The 19,261-nt window shown below is 42.8% G+C and carries 15 protein-coding genes, 6 tRNA genes, 2 rRNA genes and 1 riboswitch (1 of these 24 cut by a window edge); of the genes, 18 read left to right on the forward strand and 5 right to left on the reverse strand.

The window, feature by feature from the left end; translation table 11 throughout:
- The 11 genes from GSR62_RS01655 to GSR62_RS01705 form a co-directional block, all read left to right on the forward strand.
- Positions 1–66: ribosomal RNA gene (locus tag GSR62_RS01655) — 23S ribosomal RNA — on the forward strand; it begins 2,851 nt to the left of the window's first position.
- A 71-nt stretch (positions 67–137) separates the two neighbouring features.
- A 5S ribosomal RNA gene (rrf, locus tag GSR62_RS01660) occupies positions 138–254 on the forward strand.
- A 5-nt stretch (positions 255–259) separates the two neighbouring features.
- Positions 260–332: transfer RNA gene (locus GSR62_RS01665), tRNA-Asn, on the forward strand.
- 15 nt (positions 333–347) lie between these two features.
- Positions 348–419 (forward strand) — tRNA-Glu (locus GSR62_RS01670).
- A gap of 10 nt (positions 420–429) precedes the next feature.
- Positions 430–502: transfer RNA gene (locus GSR62_RS01675), tRNA-Thr, on the forward strand.
- Between the two features lie 413 nt (positions 503–915).
- Positions 916–2,385: a peptide MFS transporter gene (locus GSR62_RS01680; RefSeq protein ID WP_066024193.1), complete on the forward strand. Its 1,470-nt coding sequence runs from the start codon at positions 916–918 to the stop codon at positions 2,383–2,385.
- Between the two features lie 192 nt (positions 2,386–2,577).
- A tRNA-Tyr gene (locus GSR62_RS01685) sits at positions 2,578–2,663 on the forward strand.
- 3 nt (positions 2,664–2,666) lie between these two features.
- Positions 2,667–2,738, forward strand: a tRNA-Gln gene (locus GSR62_RS01690).
- A gap of 66 nt (positions 2,739–2,804) precedes the next feature.
- Complete coding sequence (gene proC / locus GSR62_RS01695) at positions 2,805–3,605, forward strand: pyrroline-5-carboxylate reductase (RefSeq protein WP_066024194.1); 801 nt, start codon at positions 2,805–2,807, stop codon at positions 3,603–3,605.
- A 74-nt stretch (positions 3,606–3,679) separates the two neighbouring features.
- On the forward strand, positions 3,680–4,816 hold the full coding sequence (gene nagA / locus GSR62_RS01700) for an N-acetylglucosamine-6-phosphate deacetylase (protein WP_066024195.1): 1,137 nt from the start codon (positions 3,680–3,682) through the stop codon (positions 4,814–4,816).
- Positions 4,817–4,840: 24 nt separating this feature from the next.
- Positions 4,841–5,539, forward strand: a complete 699-nt coding sequence (locus GSR62_RS01705; RefSeq protein ID WP_066024196.1) for a GntR family transcriptional regulator — start codon at positions 4,841–4,843, stop codon at positions 5,537–5,539.
- Positions 5,540–5,581: 42 nt separating this feature from the next.
- On the opposite strand, the gene GSR62_RS01710 is transcribed toward GSR62_RS01705, so the two are convergent.
- The 3 genes from GSR62_RS01710 to GSR62_RS01720 all read right to left on the reverse strand — a co-directional run bounded on the left by GSR62_RS01710 (position 5,582) and on the right by GSR62_RS01720 (position 7,997).
- Positions 5,582–6,136 carry an ECF transporter S component gene (locus GSR62_RS01710; RefSeq protein ID WP_066024197.1) on the reverse strand — a complete coding sequence of 185 codons (555 nt, stop codon included), beginning with the start codon at positions 6,134–6,136 and terminating at the stop codon, positions 5,582–5,584.
- Entirely contained in the window at positions 6,129–7,127 is a 999-nt protein-coding gene (locus GSR62_RS01715) for a nucleoside hydrolase (RefSeq protein WP_066024198.1), read from the reverse strand. Before GSR62_RS01715 ends, GSR62_RS01710 begins: the two co-directional genes overlap by 8 nt.
- 20 nt (positions 7,128–7,147) lie before the next feature.
- Positions 7,148–7,192, reverse strand: a riboswitch (PreQ1 riboswitch).
- A gap of 70 nt (positions 7,193–7,262) precedes the next feature.
- On the reverse strand, positions 7,263–7,997 hold the full coding sequence (locus tag GSR62_RS01720; protein ID WP_066024199.1) for a WecB/TagA/CpsF family glycosyltransferase: 735 nt from the start codon (positions 7,995–7,997) through the stop codon (positions 7,263–7,265).
- A 145-nt stretch (positions 7,998–8,142) separates the two neighbouring features.
- On the opposite strand from GSR62_RS01720, the gene GSR62_RS01725 reads away from it, so the two are divergent.
- The gene (locus GSR62_RS01725) at positions 8,143–9,612 is read left to right on the forward strand and encodes a nicotinate phosphoribosyltransferase (RefSeq protein WP_066024200.1); all 1,470 of its coding nucleotides are present in this window, start codon (positions 8,143–8,145) and stop codon (positions 9,610–9,612) included.
- Positions 9,613–9,626: 14 nt separating this feature from the next.
- Positions 9,627–10,454 carry an ammonia-dependent NAD(+) synthetase gene (gene nadE / locus GSR62_RS01730; protein WP_066024201.1) on the forward strand — a complete coding sequence of 276 codons (828 nt, stop codon included), beginning with the start codon at positions 9,627–9,629 and terminating at the stop codon, positions 10,452–10,454.
- A 218-nt stretch (positions 10,455–10,672) separates the two neighbouring features.
- Here nadE and recQ read toward each other — a convergent pair whose 3' ends face one another.
- Positions 10,673–12,448 (reverse strand): DNA helicase RecQ, encoded by a 1,776-nt coding sequence (recQ, locus tag GSR62_RS01735; protein WP_066024202.1) that lies wholly within the window; start codon positions 12,446–12,448, stop codon positions 10,673–10,675.
- A gap of 126 nt (positions 12,449–12,574) precedes the next feature.
- Between recQ and GSR62_RS01740 the strand changes: the two genes are divergently transcribed.
- The 5 genes from GSR62_RS01740 to GSR62_RS01760 all read left to right on the forward strand — a co-directional run bounded on the left by GSR62_RS01740 (position 12,575) and on the right by GSR62_RS01760 (position 17,844).
- Positions 12,575–14,755 carry a Tex family protein gene (locus tag GSR62_RS01740; RefSeq protein WP_066024203.1) on the forward strand — a complete coding sequence of 727 codons (2,181 nt, stop codon included), beginning with the start codon at positions 12,575–12,577 and terminating at the stop codon, positions 14,753–14,755.
- Positions 14,748–15,191 (forward strand): SprT family protein, encoded by a 444-nt coding sequence (locus tag GSR62_RS01745; RefSeq protein ID WP_066024204.1) that lies wholly within the window; start codon positions 14,748–14,750, stop codon positions 15,189–15,191. Before GSR62_RS01740 ends, GSR62_RS01745 begins: the two co-directional genes overlap by 8 nt.
- Before the next feature lie 50 nt (positions 15,192–15,241).
- Positions 15,242–15,327 (forward strand) — tRNA-Leu (locus GSR62_RS01750).
- A gap of 130 nt (positions 15,328–15,457) precedes the next feature.
- Complete coding sequence (locus GSR62_RS01755) at positions 15,458–16,438, forward strand: beta-ketoacyl-ACP synthase III (protein ID WP_066024205.1); 981 nt, start codon at positions 15,458–15,460, stop codon at positions 16,436–16,438.
- A gap of 167 nt (positions 16,439–16,605) precedes the next feature.
- Positions 16,606–17,844 carry a CHAP domain-containing protein gene (locus GSR62_RS01760; RefSeq protein ID WP_066024206.1) on the forward strand — a complete coding sequence of 413 codons (1,239 nt, stop codon included), beginning with the start codon at positions 16,606–16,608 and terminating at the stop codon, positions 17,842–17,844.
- A gap of 237 nt (positions 17,845–18,081) precedes the next feature.
- Here the strand turns inward: GSR62_RS01760 and GSR62_RS01765 are convergent, their stop codons facing one another.
- Positions 18,082–19,206 carry an LCP family glycopolymer transferase gene (locus GSR62_RS01765; RefSeq protein WP_066024207.1) on the reverse strand — a complete coding sequence of 375 codons (1,125 nt, stop codon included), beginning with the start codon at positions 19,204–19,206 and terminating at the stop codon, positions 18,082–18,084.
- Between the last annotated feature and the right edge of the window lie 55 nt (positions 19,207–19,261).

The raw sequence follows: 19,261 nt of genomic DNA on the forward strand, positions 1-19,261 counted from the left end.
GGATGGAAGTGGAAGTACGGTGACGTATGGAGCGGACCATTACTAATCGGTCGAGGACTTAACCAAGTCAAGAACGTAGCGTTTTCGGAAATAAAGATATTGTCTAGTTTTGAGAGAACAAGGTTCTCACAAAAAAGTGTGGTGGCGATAGCACAAAGGCTACACCTGTTCCCATTCCGAACACAGAAGTTAAGCTTTGTAACGCCGATAGTAGTTAGGGGATCGCCCCTTGCGAGGGTAGGAAGTTGCCACGCGTTATTCCGGCATAGCTCAGTTGGTAGAGCACCTGACTGTTAATCAGGCTGTCGACGGTTCGAGTCCGCCTGCCGGAGTTGATTTTATATCATGGCCCGTTGGTCAAGTGGTTAAGACACCGCCCTTTCACGGCGGTAACATGGGTTCAAATCCCGTACGGGTCATCATTATTTCGCCGGTTTAGCTCAGTTGGTAGAGCATCGGTATCGTAAACCGAGGGTCACAGGTTCGAATCCTGCAACCGGCAGTAGGTTTTACACGGTAAGAGATCTAGGAAAATTCCTAGGTCTTTTTTTGTATTAAACGCACTTAAGTATCTGAATAACATGAGTTTTCTGAGAAAAATTCTTAAATATTTTAACTTGCTCAGACGAATTATTGGGAAGTAAGACATTTGAGAAAAAATGTTTGAAATTAAGTCAAATAGCGACTTTTATCCATTATTTTAACTATTTATGCAAAAAAACATGATATGATAATGTAATTATTCTCAGTTAGGGGGGATATTCAGTAAATTTATTCTAATATTGATTTGACGTATCATTTTTTGAAACTTATAATAGTACTGTTATACATTGCATTTTTCTTATTATTTGTTCAATGTATTGTAATTGTGTAACGAACAATTGATGTCTTTTGGCACTGTTTGGAGGAATTTAAATGACAGATAAAACACAGGAGCCCACGTTTCTAGGGCATCCACGCGGTTTATCAACGCTCTTTTTCACAGAAATGTGGGAAAGATTTAGTTACTATGGTATGCGTGCCATCTTACTTTACTATATGTATTATTCCGTCTCACAAGGCGGTCTTGGTTTTGATAAGACGACAGCAGCTTCAATTATGTCGATCTATGGTTCGCTTGTTTACTTATCCAGTGTGATCGGTGGCTTTGTCAGTGACCGTATCTGGGGCAGTCGGAAAACAGTCTTTGTCGGTGGGGTCTTGATCATGTTAGGGCATATCGTCTTAGCGACCCCATTTGGCAGAATGGCTCTCTTCTTATCGATTGCTTTGATCGTGATCGGGACGGGGCTACTTAAACCAAATGTTTCCGAAATGGTCGGTGGCTTATATGCTCCCGAAGATACAAGACGAGATTCAGGTTTTAGTATCTTTGTCTTTGGGATCAACATGGGGGCGTTCATCGCACCACTAACAGTTGGTTGGTTGGGACAACAAGTCAACTTCCACCTTGGTTTTTCATTGGCAGCGATCGGGATGTTCTTTGGTTTGATCCAATACTCGATCGATGGCCGGAAGTATCTTTCTAAAGAAAGCTTATATCCAACTGATCCACTTGAACCGGATGAATTGAAGAGTTTGGGTAAAAAGACGGCTGTTTGGACTGTCTTAGTTGCCTTGATCATTGCTTTGATGTTGCTCTTCAATATGTTTACGATCATGAACATCATCAACTTATTGACGATCTTTGCGGTATGTATTCCGGTTTACTACTTCGTTAAGATCTTGGCAAGTAACAAGATCGATAAAGTTGAACGTTCACGTGTGTTAGCCTATATTCCATTGTTCATCGCCTCTGTGCTTTTCTGGTCGATCGAAGAACAAGGCTCAGTTGTGTTAGCATTATTTGCCAATGAACAAACACGTCTATCATTATTTGGCTTTAACTTCCCATCAAGTTGGTTCCAAAGTATGAACCCACTTTTCATCATGTTATATGTTCCATTCTTTGCTAAATTATGGACTAAGTTAGGGAAAAAACAACCATCATCACCAATGAAGTTCTCCTTTGGTCTGTTCTTTGCTGGGGCTTCCTTTATCTGGATGATGTTACCAGGTCTTTTATTTGGAACTGATGCTAAGGTCAGTCCATTATGGTTGATCATGAGTTGGGCGTTAGTTATCATCGGGGAAATGTTGATCTCACCGATCGGCCTTTCCGTAACGACTAAATTAGCTCCGAAAGCTTTCCAAGCTCAAATGATGAGTATTTGGTTCTTAGGTGATGCGGTGGCCCAAGCCTTCAACGCACAGATCGTACGTCTCTACAATGAAGGAACTGAAGTAGTTTACTTTGGAACGATCGGGATCGTTACCGTAGTCTTTGGTGGATTACTTTTAGTTTTAACACCACGTATCAAAAAACTAATGGAAAACGTTAATTAACATTTGACTGTATCGCAGATCACTTCAGATCAGCGGTACAGTTTTTTTATTGGGGAATTAGTTTAAAGCTTTAAAAAGGGTCAGAAAAAAATTATTTAAAAAAGTTTTCAAAAAGTGTTGCATTTTGATCCTAAACAGGGTATTATAATTAAGTCGGATGCGTTAAGTCATCTGATATGAGATATGGAATACGGAAGGGTAGCGAAGTCTGGCTAAACGCGGCGGACTGTAAATCCGCTCCTTCGGGTTCGGTGGTTCGAATCCACTCCCTTCCACCATATTGGGCTATAGCCAAGCGGTAAGGCAACGGTTTTTGGTACCGTCATGCGCTGGTTCGAATCCAGCTAGCCCAATGACTGATAGGTCACGACTTACTTAGGTCGTGACCTTTTTTTTAATTTAAAAAAGCAGGTGAGCAAATGAAATTAGGATTTATCGGTGCCGGAAATATGGCACGGGCAATTATCAATGGTTGGTTAAGTCAAGGGCAAAAAGCAGAGATCTACTTGCACAGTGCTCGCAAAGCAAGTTATGAACCATATGCTAAAGAACATGGACTACACGCTTGTGCTAGCAATACCGAAGTCGTTTCAACGGCAGATATTATCTTCTTAGCGGTCAAGCCAATCGTGTTAGCTGAGGTCTTACATGAGATCAAAGCAACGGTACAAGAAAAAAAGCCGGTCATCGTTTCGATGGTGACGGGAGTGTCTATCGCAGAGATCGCTGACTTGCTAGGGCTGACACCTGAAGACTTAGAGATCATCCGTATCATGCCAAATGTCAATGCAGAGATCGCGGCTGGGATGACGGCTTTGAATGCAAGTCCTGCTGTGACGGAGACCAATTTTGCACGGATCAAGGGACTCTTTGAAATGATCGGTCAAACTGAGATCTTGCCCGAAAAAGATTTCAGTACCTTTGTTGCTTTAGCGGGTAGTTCGCCAGCTTATGTTTATTTCTTCATCGACGCAATGTCGCGCGCTGGGGTCAAATATGGCTTGAAAAAAGATCAAGCAACTAAGATCGCAGCCCAAGCAGTTTTGGGGAGTGCGCAAAAAGTTTTAGCCGATCAAAAGACACCAATGCAACTAGTCGATGACGTTTGTTCTCCTGGTGGAACGACGATCGCAGGCTTGCTTGCCATGGAAGAAGCTGGCTTTATGACGGCTGTGATCAAGGGCATGGATGCGACGATCAATAAAGATCAAGGAAAATAAGCGTTTAGGCTTGTAATTTTGGTCTATACCTATTACTATTAAGGTGTAATTAAAATAAGAAAGCGGGTTCAATTATGAGCAAAGTTATCAAGCATGCTGTTGTTTACACAGGAGAAAACAAGATAGATGACGCCTATATTCGATTTGATAAGCAGATCGAAGCGATCGGTCCGATGAGTGAATATCAAGTTTCACCAGCTGATCAAGAGGTGATCGATGTTGAAGGTAAGATCATCGTGCCAGGTTTTATCGATGTGCATAGTCACGGTGGCTATAATTTTGATGCCATGGATGGTAATGCCCAAGAATTGAGTGAAATGGTCGATGATATGGTCTATGAAGGTGTTACGACTTATTTTCCAACGACGATGACGCAATCACCGGAAAATATTGCGCATGCGATGACAGCGATCAAAGAAGCTGCAGCTAAGAATCCAGTTATCCAAGGTATCCATCTGGAAGGGCCTTTTGTCTCACCAGTTTTTAAGGGAGCACAACCAGAAGAATACATTCAAGCGCCAGATACAAAATTATTCGATCATTGGAACGAATTATCCGGTAATATGATCAAATTGGTGACTTATGCACCTGAGCATGAAACTTCGCCTGAATTTGAGCAATACTGTCTTGAACATGGAATCGTTCCTTCTGTCGGACATAGTAATGCGACGCGCGAACAGATGAAGCATTCCCGTGCCAGCCACGTGACGCATTTGTATAATGCCCAACGCGAATTCAAACATCGTGAACCAGGTGTGACGGGCCATGCTTTGTTAGAAGATAACATCTATTGTGAATTGATCGCTGACGGTTTCCATGTGTGCCCTGATATGATCAAGTTAGCCTATGAATTGAAGGGACCAGATAAGATAGAATTAGTCACTGATTCGATGCGTGCTAAGGGCATGCCTGAAGGAGTCTCTGAATTAGGTGGCCAAAAAGTTATCGTCAAAGACAAACAAGCTCGCCTTGAGAGTGGTAATTTGGCCGGAAGTGTTTTACAATATAAAGACGCTTTTGTAAATATTATGAAGTTTACCGGTTGTTCACTAGAAGACGCGATCAAGATGACTTCCTTAAATCAAGCTAAAGAATTTGGCTTGACGCAAAAAGGTGTGTTAGCAGTGGGTAAAGACGCTGATTTTAACGTCTTTGATCATGACCTTGATCTCGTTGAGACCTATAGTTTTGGATGCCGATTCAAAAAATAACCCTAAATATGGAAGGTGGTAGTCATGGGTTCACCAATTTACATTCAGATCCACAATAAAATCAAACAAGAGATCGAAGCCAATCGTTGGGCGGTCGGTGATCGGATCCCATCAGAGCGTGATCTGGCGGTGCAGTTTGGTGTCAGTCGCATGACCTTGCGCCAAGCGATCCAGACTTTAGTCGAAGAAGGGATCTTAGAGCGCCAGATCGGGTCGGGTACTTATGTAGCGCGCAAAAAAGTCCAAGAAAAGATGTCTGGGGTCACGAGTTTTACGGCGTTGACGGAAGCGCAAGGAAAAACTCCTTCCAGTAAGACGGTCTCTTATTTGGTGACTGCCCCTTCGCTCAGTGAAAGTGAGCATTTAAAATTAGGGCCTGACCAAAAAGTATTGCGGATGGAGCGGATCAGATATGCCGATGAAGTTCCGATCTGTTTTGAAGTGGCGACTTTACCGTATGATCTGATCAAAAATTATCAACGCAAGCAGATCACCAATTCACTTTATGGTACGTTGCAAGAAAATGGCTTGACGATCGGCCATGCGCAACAAACGGTCAGCTCGATGTTGGCTTCTGAAAAGATCGCTGAGTATCTCGAGTTAAAACGTGGTTCAGCGATCTTACGCCTACGTCAGATCACTAAATTAGGTGATGGTCGGCCTTTTGAATACGTTCGCACGCAGTATGCTGGTGAACGGTTTGAATTTTATCTAGAAAAATAAAAATAAGCGCCTCAAGCTCATTTGAACTTGGGGCGCTATTTATTAGGCTTTAAAAGAAAAACGCGGTTGTAATTTGCGATAAAGCAACCAGATGAGATAAAGGGTCAACAAGCGGTCGCAGTAGTCAGTACTGATCTGGACCAAAAAGATCGCCAGTGCTTGATGGACGCCTGCTCCACTTAGGATCTGAACGAACATGCTTGAACCAGAGCTAGTGATCCCATTAAATAAAAAATAGGTGATCGCAGTACTAGCTAAAGTTCCTGGTAAGGAGATCAAGAGAGCGGCCAAAAAAAGTTGCCAAATTTTAGTGGGAGTACGATATTTGAAGATAAACCCAACTATCAGACCGATCAGCAATTGGATCGGTGAATAATATATAGAAAAAACATCAGTCGTCATTCCAACTAATAATGCCGTACTGCCCCCAACTAGTAGACCCGCAGTTGGGCCGAGCAAGGCGGCACATAACATAGTCCCTAACGTGTCGAGATAAAGTGGTAGGTGTAAAAACAGCGCTAAGTTACTCCCAATGATATTCAAAGTGATCCCTAAGGCACATAGGGTGAGGTACCGTGGAGTTGATCTTTTAGGCATGTGGCACCTCCAAATCAGCGATCTGAGGTAGTGTTTGTTCCAGCATATCAGGATCTAAGCCACAGGCACGGCTTAAAAATAATTTCATAGCTGCTAAAGCATTTACTTGAGTCAATACGAAACTGTTAGCTGGAGCTTGCCAAAAGTTTTTTTCATCAACGATACTTTGTCCCAGTGCAAGCCCAGTTGTTGCGATCTTAGTGTGAGCCGCAAAGCCTTGGCAAAGTTCGGGACAAAGTGTATAGGCGACAGCCAACGGATCATTGATGACGCAACCGATAACTTTTTCGTATTGCCAATGAAAATCAAAATAAAAGCGGGTTATTTTTTGAATGAAGTCAGCTTCTTTAGGCCGTGTTTGGCGGATCAATTCCAAAATATTAGGGGTAAATAACATTTTACGAGTCACATCGAGTCCGACCATCTCGATCTTTAAAGGTAAGTTATCAAAACAGTAGGCTGCTGCATCAGGATCGCACCAGTAGTTATATTCAGCAACTGGTGAGCAATTGCCAAAACTTTTGAAATTTCCACCCATAGAAACCAAGCGACCACAATTTTTCCAGGCTGCGGGCGCTTTTTGATGAGCTTGTGCGATGTTGGTTAGTGGACCTAAAGCGATGATCGTTAAATCAGGTTCATTGTAGAGCGTTTGATTGATAAAATCACTGGCCCCTAAATGATATGAATGAGAGACTTCAGGGAGCTTACTCTCACCTAAACCATCAGCCCCATGGGTATCTTGGGCACTGACATAGGTACGTTTAAGTGGCTTAGAAGCTCCACAATAGACGGGAATGTCTAAACGATGACAATGATTTAAAATTTTGAGTGCATTTTTAGCACCTAGATCTGAAGGGACATTGCCTGCGACCGTAGTGATCCCGAGAATTTCGAGCTCAGGTGAAGCCAAAGCTAACATTAAAGCTAGGCTATCATCAATACCAGGGTCACAGTCAATGATAACTTTTTGAGTTGTTGTTGCATCCATAATTTCCAACCTCCTTAATGAGATCCTTGGTTTTTTATCCTGGGAAGTTTGCGAACCAGTCCAAGTTATCCTTGATTTTTATAAATGCAGTTTCCATTATAGAAAAAAATAAGCCGTTAAACAACGGCTTGTTGATCAACGACCAAAAATTTTTTTGCGATAGACTAATAAAAGATATTTAGGCAAAGCGAGCATCCGGATGAAACGGCTTGGTTCTTTTAATAAGCGATAAGCCCATTCGAGATGATGATCGATCCACCATTTAGGGGCACGCTTTGTTTGACCCGACAAAACATCAAAGCTTCCACCGACCCCCATCCAAATAGCAGGTGCTAGCTTGCGGTATTTAGCGATAAAGAATTCTTGCTTGGGAAAGCCGAGGGCTACAAAGACAAAATCAGGGCGGGCTTGTTCGATCTGGCGGGCTACTTTAGCTTCATCTTTGAAATAACCATCACAACTCCCTGCGATCTTTAGGTCAGGATAGGAAGTTTTTACTTTAGCTAAAACTTTTTCTAGGACAGCTGGTTTAGCACCGAGGAAAAAGACTCTTTTTTGATGTTTATTGGCAAAGGCTAACAAAGCCACTAATGTATCATAGCCTGTTACACGCTCGGGCAACGGATCACCTAAGATCTTAGCTCCTTTGATGATCCCGATCCCGTCAGCCGTGATGTAGTCAGCACTGCGGATCGTTTTAGCGTAGGTCGGGTCATCTTTGGCCGCTAAGACGATCTCAGGGTTAGCGGTCACGATAAAACGATCAGCTTTAGTTTGGCTATCGCGTTTTAGTTGTTCCAAAAATTCAGTTTGGGTGGCTTTGATAAAATCAAGCCCCAAAACATTTACAGTTTCAAAATTATTTTGCATGATATACCTCATCTAAATCTAAGGATTTGTTATTATTATAGCAGTTAGATTGGTGTTTTGGCTCAAAAGTGATAAAATTAAACTCATGTAGTCAAATCCGCTAAAAATTTTTCGGAAAAACAATTGATTAATGAAGAGGAAAGAAATGGTTAAATTATATCCAGACGACAGTTATACATTGCATACTGATGCTTATCAGATCAATATGATGCAGACATATTGGCGTCAGGGTCTGGCAGAGCGGAAGGCAATTTTTGAAGTTTATTTTCGTAAGCTGCCGTTTCAAAATGGGTATGCAATATTTGCAGGGTTAGAGCGTATCGTTGATTATATTCAAAACTTGCGCTTTACTGAACATGATCTCGCCTACTTAAAAGAGATCGGTGACTATCCGGATGATTTTATCGAATATCTCCGCAATTTTAAATTTAAAGCGACGATCCGTTCAGTCGTTGAAGGTGAAGTCGTCTTCAACAACGAACCTTTGATCCAAGTAGAAGGCCCATTGGTAGATTGCCAATTAGTTGAAACAGCGATCTTGAATATCGTTAATTATCAAACTTTGATCGCCACTAAAGCAGCTCGTGTCCGTTCGGCTTGTGGGGATGATGCCTTGCTTGAATTCGGTACACGGCGCGCACAAGAATTTGACGCTGCTTTGTGGGGAACACGGGCAGCCTATATCGGGGGCTTTGACGCGACCAGCAATGTGCGGGCAGCTAAGATCTTTGGGATCCCAGCTAGTGGGACACATGCTCATGCTTTAGTTCAAGCTTACCGCAATGATTATGATGCTTTTATGGCATATGCTAAAACGCATAAAGATTGTGTCTTTTTAGTTGATACTTACGACACCTTGCGCTCAGGGGTGCCTAATGCGATCAAAGTGGCTAAAGAACTAGGCGATCAGATCAATTTCTTAGGGGTCCGGATCGATTCTGGCGATATGGCCTATATTTCAAAACGTGTCCGTGAACAACTTGATGAAGCCGGTTTTCCGAATGCTAAGATCTATGCTTCAAACGACCTAGATGAAAAGACGATCACCAACTTGAAGATGCAAGGAGCCAAGATCGATGTTTGGGGCGTGGGAACTAAGCTTATCACGGCCTATGATCAACCAGCTCTAGGTGCGGTCTACAAGATGGTAGCGATCGAGGACGAAAATGGTGTACTTGAAGATACGATCAAGATCTCAAGCAATGCCGAAAAAGTATCGACTCCAGGACGCAAGCAAGTCTGGCGGATCACTAAAAAGACCGATGGTAAATCCGAAGGGGATTATATTACGATCGGGGATGAAGATCCACGCAAGGAAAAATCACTTTATATGTTCCATCCACAATATACGTATATCAATAAAGATGTGACTGACTTTAACGCGCGTCCTTTGTTGCGTGATATTTTCAAAGAAGGTGAGTTGGTCTATGAGCTACCAACTTTAGAGGAGATCAAAGAATATTCCAAATTGCATTTAGATAGCTTGTGGGAAGAATACAAGCGTGATCTAAACCCGCAAGACTATCCGGTCGATCTTTCACAAAAATGTTACGACAACAAGATGAAGATCATCAAAGAGGTTCGCGAAAGTATCAATCAAAAACTTGAAAAGTAAGAAGGTCAAAGTTAATGAGAACATTACAACAAGAGATCATTGCTGAATTAAAAGTCCAACCAACGATCGATCCTGAAGCTGAGATCAGACGCTCGATCGATTTCATGAAAGCTTATTTACGCAAGCATTCATTTTTAAAGACACTTGTGTTAGGTATCTCTGGGGGCCAAGACTCAACGCTATGTGGCAAGTTATGTCAAATGGCGATCACTGAATTGCGCGCCGAGACAGGTGATGCTAGTTATAAATTCATCGCTGTGCGCTTACCTTATGGCACTCAAGCCGATGAAAGTGATGCTTTGGATGCGATCGAATTTATGCAAGCTGATGAAATGATGCGGGTCAACATCAAAGAAGCAGCCGATGCGATGGTCGTAGCCGTTCAAGCTAATGATGTGACTGTAAGTGACTTTAACAAGGGCAATATCAAGGCGCGCCAACGCATGATCGCTCAATATGCGATCGCCGGTGCTAATAGTGGGGCTGTTGTAGGTACTGATCACGCTGCTGAAGCGATCACTGGTTTTTACACCAAATTTGGGGATGGCGGTGCTGATATCATGCCGTTATGGCGGCTAAACAAGCGCCAAGGTCGAGCAATGCTAGAAGTCCTAGGTGCGCCTGAACATCTCTACCAAAAGACACCGACAGCTGATCTAGAAGAAGATCGCCCAGCTTTACCAGATGAAGTCGCTTTAGGTGTGACATATGATGATATTGATGACTATTTAGAAGGTAAAGAAGTGCGCCCCGATGCAGCTGAAAAGATCGAAAATTGGTTTACTAAGACAAGACACAAACGTCATTTGCCGATCACGGTCTACGATACATTTTGGAAATAGGCTTAGTAAGTCCACTCAGATAAAAAAGCTGTGACATATATTTGAATGAAGATCACTCGAATTTTGGGATAAATTTGGGTGGTCTTTTTGCATACTGTTAAACGCATCTGAGTTATATAGTGGAAACGTGCTCGCCAGCCTAACTCCTAGCAGATAACAAGAAATCCACTAAGATGCGTTTTTTGCATCTTAGTGGATTTCTTGTTATCTGTACGGAGCTACCCGGGCTGGCTCACACTCTGATATTCTTTAATAGCATCTAAAAAGATCGTTCCGTATTTTTCAAGTTTGCTATGACCGACACCTTTGACTTCTAAGAATTCCATCTCGTTTGTCGGTAAGAGCACACACATGTCTTGTAAAGCTTGATCGGAAAAGATGACAAATGGTGGGACGTGTTGCGCTTCAGCCAGCTGCCGGCGCAATTTGCGGAGATGTTCAAATAAGCCACTTTCCACCGGTTGTTCACTGTTGCGCTCGGCTTTTTCGATGCGGGCATAAACTTTTGCTTGGCCCCGTAAGACTTCCAGCCCCGTTTGCGTCACATGGAGCGTGGGAAATTGGCCACTGCTCGTTTTGAGATAACCACTGGCAGTCAAAAAGTCGATCAAAGTTTCGATCTCTTTGGTTTTTTGGTGCATGATCCCATAAGTTGAAAGCTGATCGAAATTCAATTCAAGGATCCGTTTCGCCTTAGAGCCCGCTAAAACTTGAGCGACGATCTTTTTACCAAAACGCGATTGCATCCGCACGATACACGACATGATCATCTGAGCTTCTTTTGTGATGTCTTGTTTTTCACGGGTATCAGTACAGTTTGTACATTTTTGACAATCAGGACAATCTTGGCCGAAATATTGGACTAAAAAGCGTTGCAAACATTCTTCGGTATTAGCATAGCGGGTCAAAGCCTGGAGTTTTTGGTAGTCAAATTCACGGTGTTGTTCATCGGCTTGGGAATTATCGATAAAGAAACGTTGGACTTGCAGGTCCGCATCTTTGTAAAATAAGATCGCTTCGCTTGGTAGTCCGTCACGCCCAGCGCGGCCTGCTTCTTGATAATAGGCCTCCAGACTACCGGGAACTTGAGCATGGATCACGAAGCGGACGTTGCTTTTGTCGATCCCCATCCCAAAGGCATTGGTAGCGACCATGACGGGGGTACGATCGTAGAGAAAATCTTCTTGGCTTTCACGCCGCTGTAATTCACTTAAGCCCGCATGGTAGATCCCCGCTTTGATCCCCATTTTATTTAACATGATGCCTAGTTGTTCGACTCTTTTGCGGGTCGAAGCGTAGATGATACCAGAATCATTGGGATTTTGCTTGAGGTAGCTGAGAAGATAATGTTCAAAATCAGTACCTTTGATGAGCTTAAAGGTCAAATTATCGCGGGCAAAACTCGTTTTGACTTCATTTTCAGCGGGGATCAAAAGTAATTCTTTGATATCTTTTGCAACTTGTGGAGTAGCTGTAGCGGTCAAGGCGACTAGCGTAGGACGGACGGGCAGTTGAGCCAATAAAGCGGGTAATTTTAAATAACTAGGGCGAAAATCATGGCCCCATTGAGAGATACAGTGGGCTTCATCGACTGCGACTAAAGAAACAGGTAAAGTCTGTAGTAACTCTAAGAAAAATTGATTTTCAAGGCGTTCAGGTGCGATATAGAGCAATTTTAATTCGTGCCGGCGCGCTTTGGCTAAGACCGCTTTAGCCGTTTCGAACTCCTGGGAACTGTTGATAAAGGCAGCAGGGATCCCATTTTGCTGTAAACTATCGACTTGGTCTTTCATCAAGGAGATCAAAGGTGAGATGACCAAGGTCAAACCATCTTCTAAAAGTGCCGGGATCTGATAGCACAGGGATTTCCCGCCTCCAGTTGGTAAGAGTGCGAGAGTATTTTTATGTTCTAAGAGCAAGTCGATCACCTTTTTTTGGCCGGCTTTAAATTCGGTATAACCAAAGTAATGTTTAAGTGCTTCTGTTGGTGTCAAAAAATGCTGCCCCCTTTAAAATAGTGTCACGTATGATTTTAGCTTTTTATCAGCCAAAGCGCAAACTTGTTCATTTACCAAAAAATCACTATAATCTAGTTAAATCATAGAATGTGAGGGAAAAATGTGGAAGCAGATTACTTACAATTAGTTGAGCAACAGTTAGCCTATCGTCCTGATCAGATCAAGCAAGTCCTAAAATTAGTCGAAGAAGGCAATACGATCCCTTTTATCGCACGCTATCGTAAAGAAGCGACAGGGAGCTTAGATGAAGTTCAATTGCGTGAGATCACCGCGACTTATCAGCAAGTTGAAAAACTTGAAAAAAGACGAGCTGATATTAAAGCTAAAATAGCCGAGCAAAAGAAATTAACGCCTAAACTAGAGCAGATGTTAGCCCAAGCCAAAACCTTACAACAGCTCGAAGACATTTATCTACCGTTCAAGCAAAAACGGCAGACAAAAGCTCAGATCGCACGCCAACGTGGCTTAGAAGGCTTAGCTAAATTTTTGCTGACAGATAGCCCAGCCGATGTTATCAGCGAAGCGCAAAGATATGTCGATCCCAAAAAAGAGATCAATACGCCACAAGAAGCTTTGGCGGGCGCCCATGAGATCTTAGCTGAGGCCTTTGGTGAGGATGCGAGTCTACGGGCGTGGGTCAGAAAGCATGCCCAAACTAAGGGAAAATTAGTCGCAAAAGTCAAAGATGAAAGTCTAGATGAAAAAGGCATCTATCAAGACTACTATACGTTTGAAGAAGCGATCAAAACTATCTTAGACCACCGGATCTTAGCCCTTGATCGGGGAGAAAAGGAAAAGATCTTACAAGTCAAAGTAAAACTCGACGATGAGTATGTACTTCGTTATTTTCATGCACGGATCATCGGGCAAAAGTCAGGACCAAGTATGCAATATGTGGAACAGGCATATACCGACGCCTATAAACGCTTTATCCGGCCGGCGATCGAACGCGAATTACGCAAAGAGTTGACTGCACGGGCAGCTGCTAGTGCGATCGCAGTCTTTGGTGATAATCTCTACCATCTATTGATGCAAGCGCCTTTAAAAGGCAAGACAGTCTTAGGCCTTGATCCGGCGTTTAGAACTGGTTGTAAATTAGCTATCGTTGATCCAACTGGAAAATTTTTAGCTAAAGCAGTGATCTATCCCCATGAAAAAGCTAAGGGCAAGCGCCCAGATCCTAAAAAACGAGCTCAAGCAAAGCAAATTTTGCTAGAATTACTTGAAAAATATCAAGTTGAAATGATCGCGATCGGCAATGGGACTGCGAGTCGGGAGTCGGAGAGTTTCGTGGCAGAAGTTTTAAGCGAGTTAAAGCATAAGGTCTATTATGTGATCGTCAACGAAGCTGGAGCCTCAGTTTATTCTGCCAGTGCCCAAGCACGCGAAGAATTCCCGGACTTTAATGTGGAAGAGCGCTCAGCGGTAAGTATTGCGCGACGTTTACAAGATCCACTAGCGGAATTGATCAAGATCGACCCGAAAGCGATCGGGGTCGGTCAGTATCAACACGATCTGCCAGAAAAGCAATTAGATGATGAACTCCAAACGGTGATCGAGACTGGGGTCAATCAAGCAGGGGTCAATTTGAACACAGCTAGTGCCACTTTATTGCAACATATTTCAGGGCTAAATAAAACGACGGCCAAAAATATCGTCGCTTATCGGGATGAAAATGGGCGCTTTACCACGCGGACCCAGCTCAAAAAAGTTGCCCGTTTAGGCCAAAAAGCGTACGAGCAAGCAGCTGGTTTCTTGCGGATCATTGGGGGCAAAAATGTTTTTGATAACACTGATATTCACCCTGAAAGTTATCCTTTAGCGAAGGCGATCTTGGCCCAAGCACAGATCGAGCAAGCCGAGATCGGGACTGCTCTAGCAGAAGAAAAGTTAGCTCGTTTTGATGCGAAAGCTTTTGCTAAAGCTAATCAAGCGGGACTAGCTACGGTCAAAGATATCGTAGCGAGCTTAAAGAAACCGGGCCGCACATTACGCGATTCTATGCCGGCACCATTGCTAAAAGCCGATGTCTTACATTTAGAAGATCTCAAAGTAGGAATGAAATTACAGGGGACCGTGCGTAACGTTGTCGACTTTGGTGCCTTTGTGGATATTGGGGTCAAGCAAGATGGACTAGTTCACGTCTCTAAGATGAGTCAAAAATTTATCAAACATCCAAGTCAAGTCGTCGCAGTCGGTGATATCGTTGATGTTTATGTGACGGATGTCGATCTTAAGCGTGGGCGCATCCAGTTGAGCATGTTAGCGCCAGCCGATGACTGATCAACAGCTTCAGGCACTAGTCGAAGAGCTCTCCTTGAGGTATTTCAAACGTGCTTTTATCCACCGCGCTTACTTCAATCGGCGTTTGAAAACCACTGGAGGGCGTTATTTATTGACGAGCCATGATATTGAGATCAATGAAAAGATGTTGACAGAACACGGCCAAGCGACCCTTATCGGAACGATCAAACATGAACTTTGCCACTACCATCTGCATTTGACTGGACAAGGATATCGGCACCGTGATCAAGCTTTCAAGCAATTATTGCGTCAGGTCGGTGGCTTACGGTATGCTCCAGCCAGTAGTAAGAATTACCGTTATACATACGGCTGTCAAAATTGCGGGCAAAAATATCAGCGCCAACGTCGGATCGATGTCAAACGCTTTGTTTGCAGTCGCTGTCACGGGAAGTTGCGCCTTTTGAAAAAAATCTAAAAAAATAGTTGCAGGGGTCTAGTTTGTCTGCTATAATTAATTCTGTTGTCGCGGGTATGGCGGAATTGGCAGACGCGTCAGACTAAGGATCTGGTGAGCAATTGAGCTCGTGATGGTTCGAATCCATTTACCCGCATCACTAACAGGGCTGTGAATATTCACGGCCCTGTTTTTTCATTTGTGGATAAAAGCAAAGAGGTAGTTTGTCCACAAAACGATATGCTATGATAAAGCTAATGATAAATATTTTGGAAAGAGGGCCTACTATGACAGCCGTAAAAATTACCGCAAGTGCGGGGTATCTTCCTGAAAAGGTAGTGACTAATGATGAATTGAGTCAGTTGATGGATACATCCGATGAATGGATCGTGTCTCACACTGGGATCAAGCAACGGCACTATGCGATCGCTGAAAATACGTCAGATCTAGCTACAAAGGTCGCTCAAAAGTTATTGAAGCAGGCTAAGTTAGATGCGACTGCGATCGATCTGATCATCGTCTCGACGATCACACCGGATGCTTTGACCCCAGCAACAGCAGCGATCGTCCAAAAAAATATTCAAGCTAGCAATGCCTTCGCGTATGACTTGTCCGCCGCGTGTGCGGGCTTTATCTTTGCGCTGGCAACGGCTGAAAAATTTATCCACAGTGGGATGTATCAGCGGGCAATGGTCATCAGTGCGGAAACTAATTCTAAGATGATGGACTTTACCGATCGGACCTCAGCCGTCTTTTTTGGGGATGGCGCAGCGGGTGTGATCTTAGAAAAGAGTACCGGTAATACTGCATATTTAGCCGAAAAGATCGCTACCCGAGGTAACACTGAAGTTATCCACAGTGGCCGCGTTGCCCCGCTCCAAAAAGTTGCTGCCGACAATTATCCACAGCTGGATGCATTTTACCAAGATGGACGAGCAGTTTACAATTTTGTAACAAATGACGTTACTGCTCATATCGATGAATTTTTGGCAGATAATGGTGTTAAACCAGCTGACCTTGATCTAGTGGTCACGCACCAGGCTAATCTACGGTTGATCGAAAATATTGCGCAACATTTAGCTTTGGATCTAGACAAGTTTGCGATCAATGTCACTGAAGCGGGAAATACCTCATCTGTAGGGATCCCGTTAGCCTTGGCGCAAGCTTTAGCACAGGGGAAACGCCCTAAAAAAGTCTTGTTAACTGGTTTTGGGGCTGGGTTAGCCTATGGCAGTATTTTGTTAGATCTAAGTGAATTTGGAAATTAAAGTGTATTTGACCCGTGTTTGTAATGTTACAAACACGGGTTTTTTCGTGTTTCTAAGTAACATAAGCTAGATAAATAAGTACAAATATGTAATTTAAGAGTAACATTTCTGTAATCTTACTAGTGTATACTATGAAAAGTAAATAAATCGACGAGGTATCCAAAATTATGTTTTTAAAGAAAGTAATCACAAGTACAGTCGCACTTAGTATGTTGGCTGTGTCTGTTTTAAACACAACAACAGCAGTGAGTGCAGATACTGTATCTGATACTCAAAATGCGATCAATACTAACAAGAGTGAAACAGATAAATTATTAAAAGATATTGCATCAGCAAACGCTGACAACATTAAGTTACAAGAACAAATTTCAGATAACACTGAAAAGATCGAAAAATTAAAGACTGATATCGACCAATCAAACGAAAAGATCAACAAGTTGAACGGTCAGATCGAAGGTGCTAAGGTCGAAGTTGAAAAACGTACAGAAGCACTTAAAGGTCAATTAGTTGCTTTACAAAAGAAATCTGGCGATACAGTTAGTGGTAACATCTACCTTGATTTCGTGATCAACTCAGAAGACTTCTCTGACTTAGTTTCACGTACTTTTGCAGTTAACAAATTGAACCAAGCTAACAAAGAAGCTTTGAACGACGTTAAGGAAGCAAAAGATCAATACACAGCATTATTGAATGAACAAGAAAAGACAAAAGCTAACTTGCAATCAGATAAATCTGAACTTGAAACAAAGCAAAACGATTTGAAATCAATGAAAGAAAAATCTGATCAACAACAAGCTGACTTGAACAAGAAGATCGAAGATAACAAAGCTACTTTAGTTGCTTTACAATCTCAATATGAAGAAGCTGCAAATGCGGTTAAACTTGCTCAAGATAAAGCAAACGCAACTGCCCAAGTTGCTGACGCTAAGAAAGATGACAACAAGTCAAACAACAACAATAACGATAACAAAGCTACTGAAAACAAAGCAACACCAGAAGCTACAAGTTCTAACGCTGGTAGCATCAGCCAAGGTGATGGTAGCGCACATGGTATCGTAGCCGGTAACACATATCCATGGGGTCAATGTACATGGTATGTAAAACAAGTTGCTCCTTGGGCTGGCAATAACTGGGGCAATGGTGGCCAATGGGGTTCATCTGCAGCAGCTGCTGGCTTTAGAGTAGACCATTCACCAGCTGCTGGTTCGATCATCGTCTTTTTACCAGGCCAATCTGTTGGTGGTCAATGGACAGCTGATGGTGCTTACGGACACGTTGCTTACGTTGAATCTGTTAACGGTAACTCTGTAACGATCAGCCAAGGCGGTATGGGCTTCAGCAATCCAGCTGGTCCTAACACACAAACTATCTCTGGTGCAGGTAGCTACATCTACATCCACCGTTAAGATAAGTTTTCAAAAGCTCATTGAAAATGACAAGTGCATTTTCAATGAGCTTTTTTGTGTGCTGAAAATATAGCGGTGATAAGTAAAGTTGCTCAAATACGTCTCACAGCTATAATAAACGAAAGGCTAAATAACTCCCTAGGAGAGCCATAAACGCTTGTAAGTGCAGCTATCTAGCGTTTAAGAGCATACAAAAGACACGCCCCAAATTATTGGAGCGTGTCTTTGAAATATTAATTAATAAGCATAATTTCCAGTATAATCGGAAGTGCTGCTATAGTCATTGGTGTAAGTCGTTGGATCATCAGTTGTCTGATAGGTAGAACCACCAGTCGAATTAGTGAGCGATGAATCATCGTCAAAACTCTTAGTCGAAGCGTCTAAGCCGAGTTGCTTACGGATCGCATCCGAGACTTTTTTCTTTTCAGAAGCAGATGCGACTTGGTATGAAAGCCCATCTAGCATAGTATCTTGTCCTTGTAGCACGTTAGATTCGATCGTTTGGCCAGCGTCTTTGTAGCTAGTTGCGATCGTGATCATATCGCCATAAGTTAGATCGGTCTGCATATTGCTGCCGATCGATTTGAGTAATTTTTGATAATTAGAAACTGCAGAAACAGAAAGTGATTTATTAACGATGGCTTCGATAACTTGCTTTTGCCGTTTTTGCCGACCGTAATCGCCTTCCGGATCATCGTAACGCATTCGTGAATAGGCCAAAGCTTGTTTGCCATTCATCGTTACCGTTTTGCCCTTAGTTACATCAGCATCTTCGTACTTGAAAGTAAGTAGTGGTTTGATCGTGATCCCACCTACAGCATCAACGATCTGGGTCAACCCACGCATATTGACTAACACGTAGTAATCGATCGGAATATCAAGTGTATCTTGGATCGTTTCGATCGCAGTTGAGACCCCGCCGATCGTGTAGGCTGAGTTGACTTTATCATATGAATTGATCGAGTCTGGAACTTTGACTTTAGTATCGCGTGGGATACTTGTTAAAGTAGTCGTCTTAGTTTCGGGATTTAAAGTGGCGACAATGATCGTATCGGTTCGCCCAGTGTCATCGCGCCCGAGATCACCTGTATCGGTCCCAAGCAGTAAGATCGAGATCGGACGCTTGTCTTTTAGGACAGAGGAAACGTCGCGACTCTTAGTTATATTTGAACCGTTGTAGGTCTTGTCTAACGTATCTTTAGCTGAATTTAGAATGTGATATATGTAAGTTCCAGCTCCCAAAAAAACGATCAAGGTCAGTGCCAGCAAAGTCCAACAGATCCGTTTGCGTAATTTGGGATCACGCTTCTTGACATGCGAGGACGAACTCTTTCTCGATCGCGGTTCAATTTCATTATTCATATATGGTGCTCCTTATTTTTTATGCTCTCTCATTGAATTATACACGTTTGGACAT

It is taken from the genome of Ligilactobacillus animalis, from assembly GCF_009933595.1.
Taxonomy (GTDB): Bacteria; Bacillota; Bacilli; order Lactobacillales; family Lactobacillaceae; genus Ligilactobacillus; species Ligilactobacillus animalis.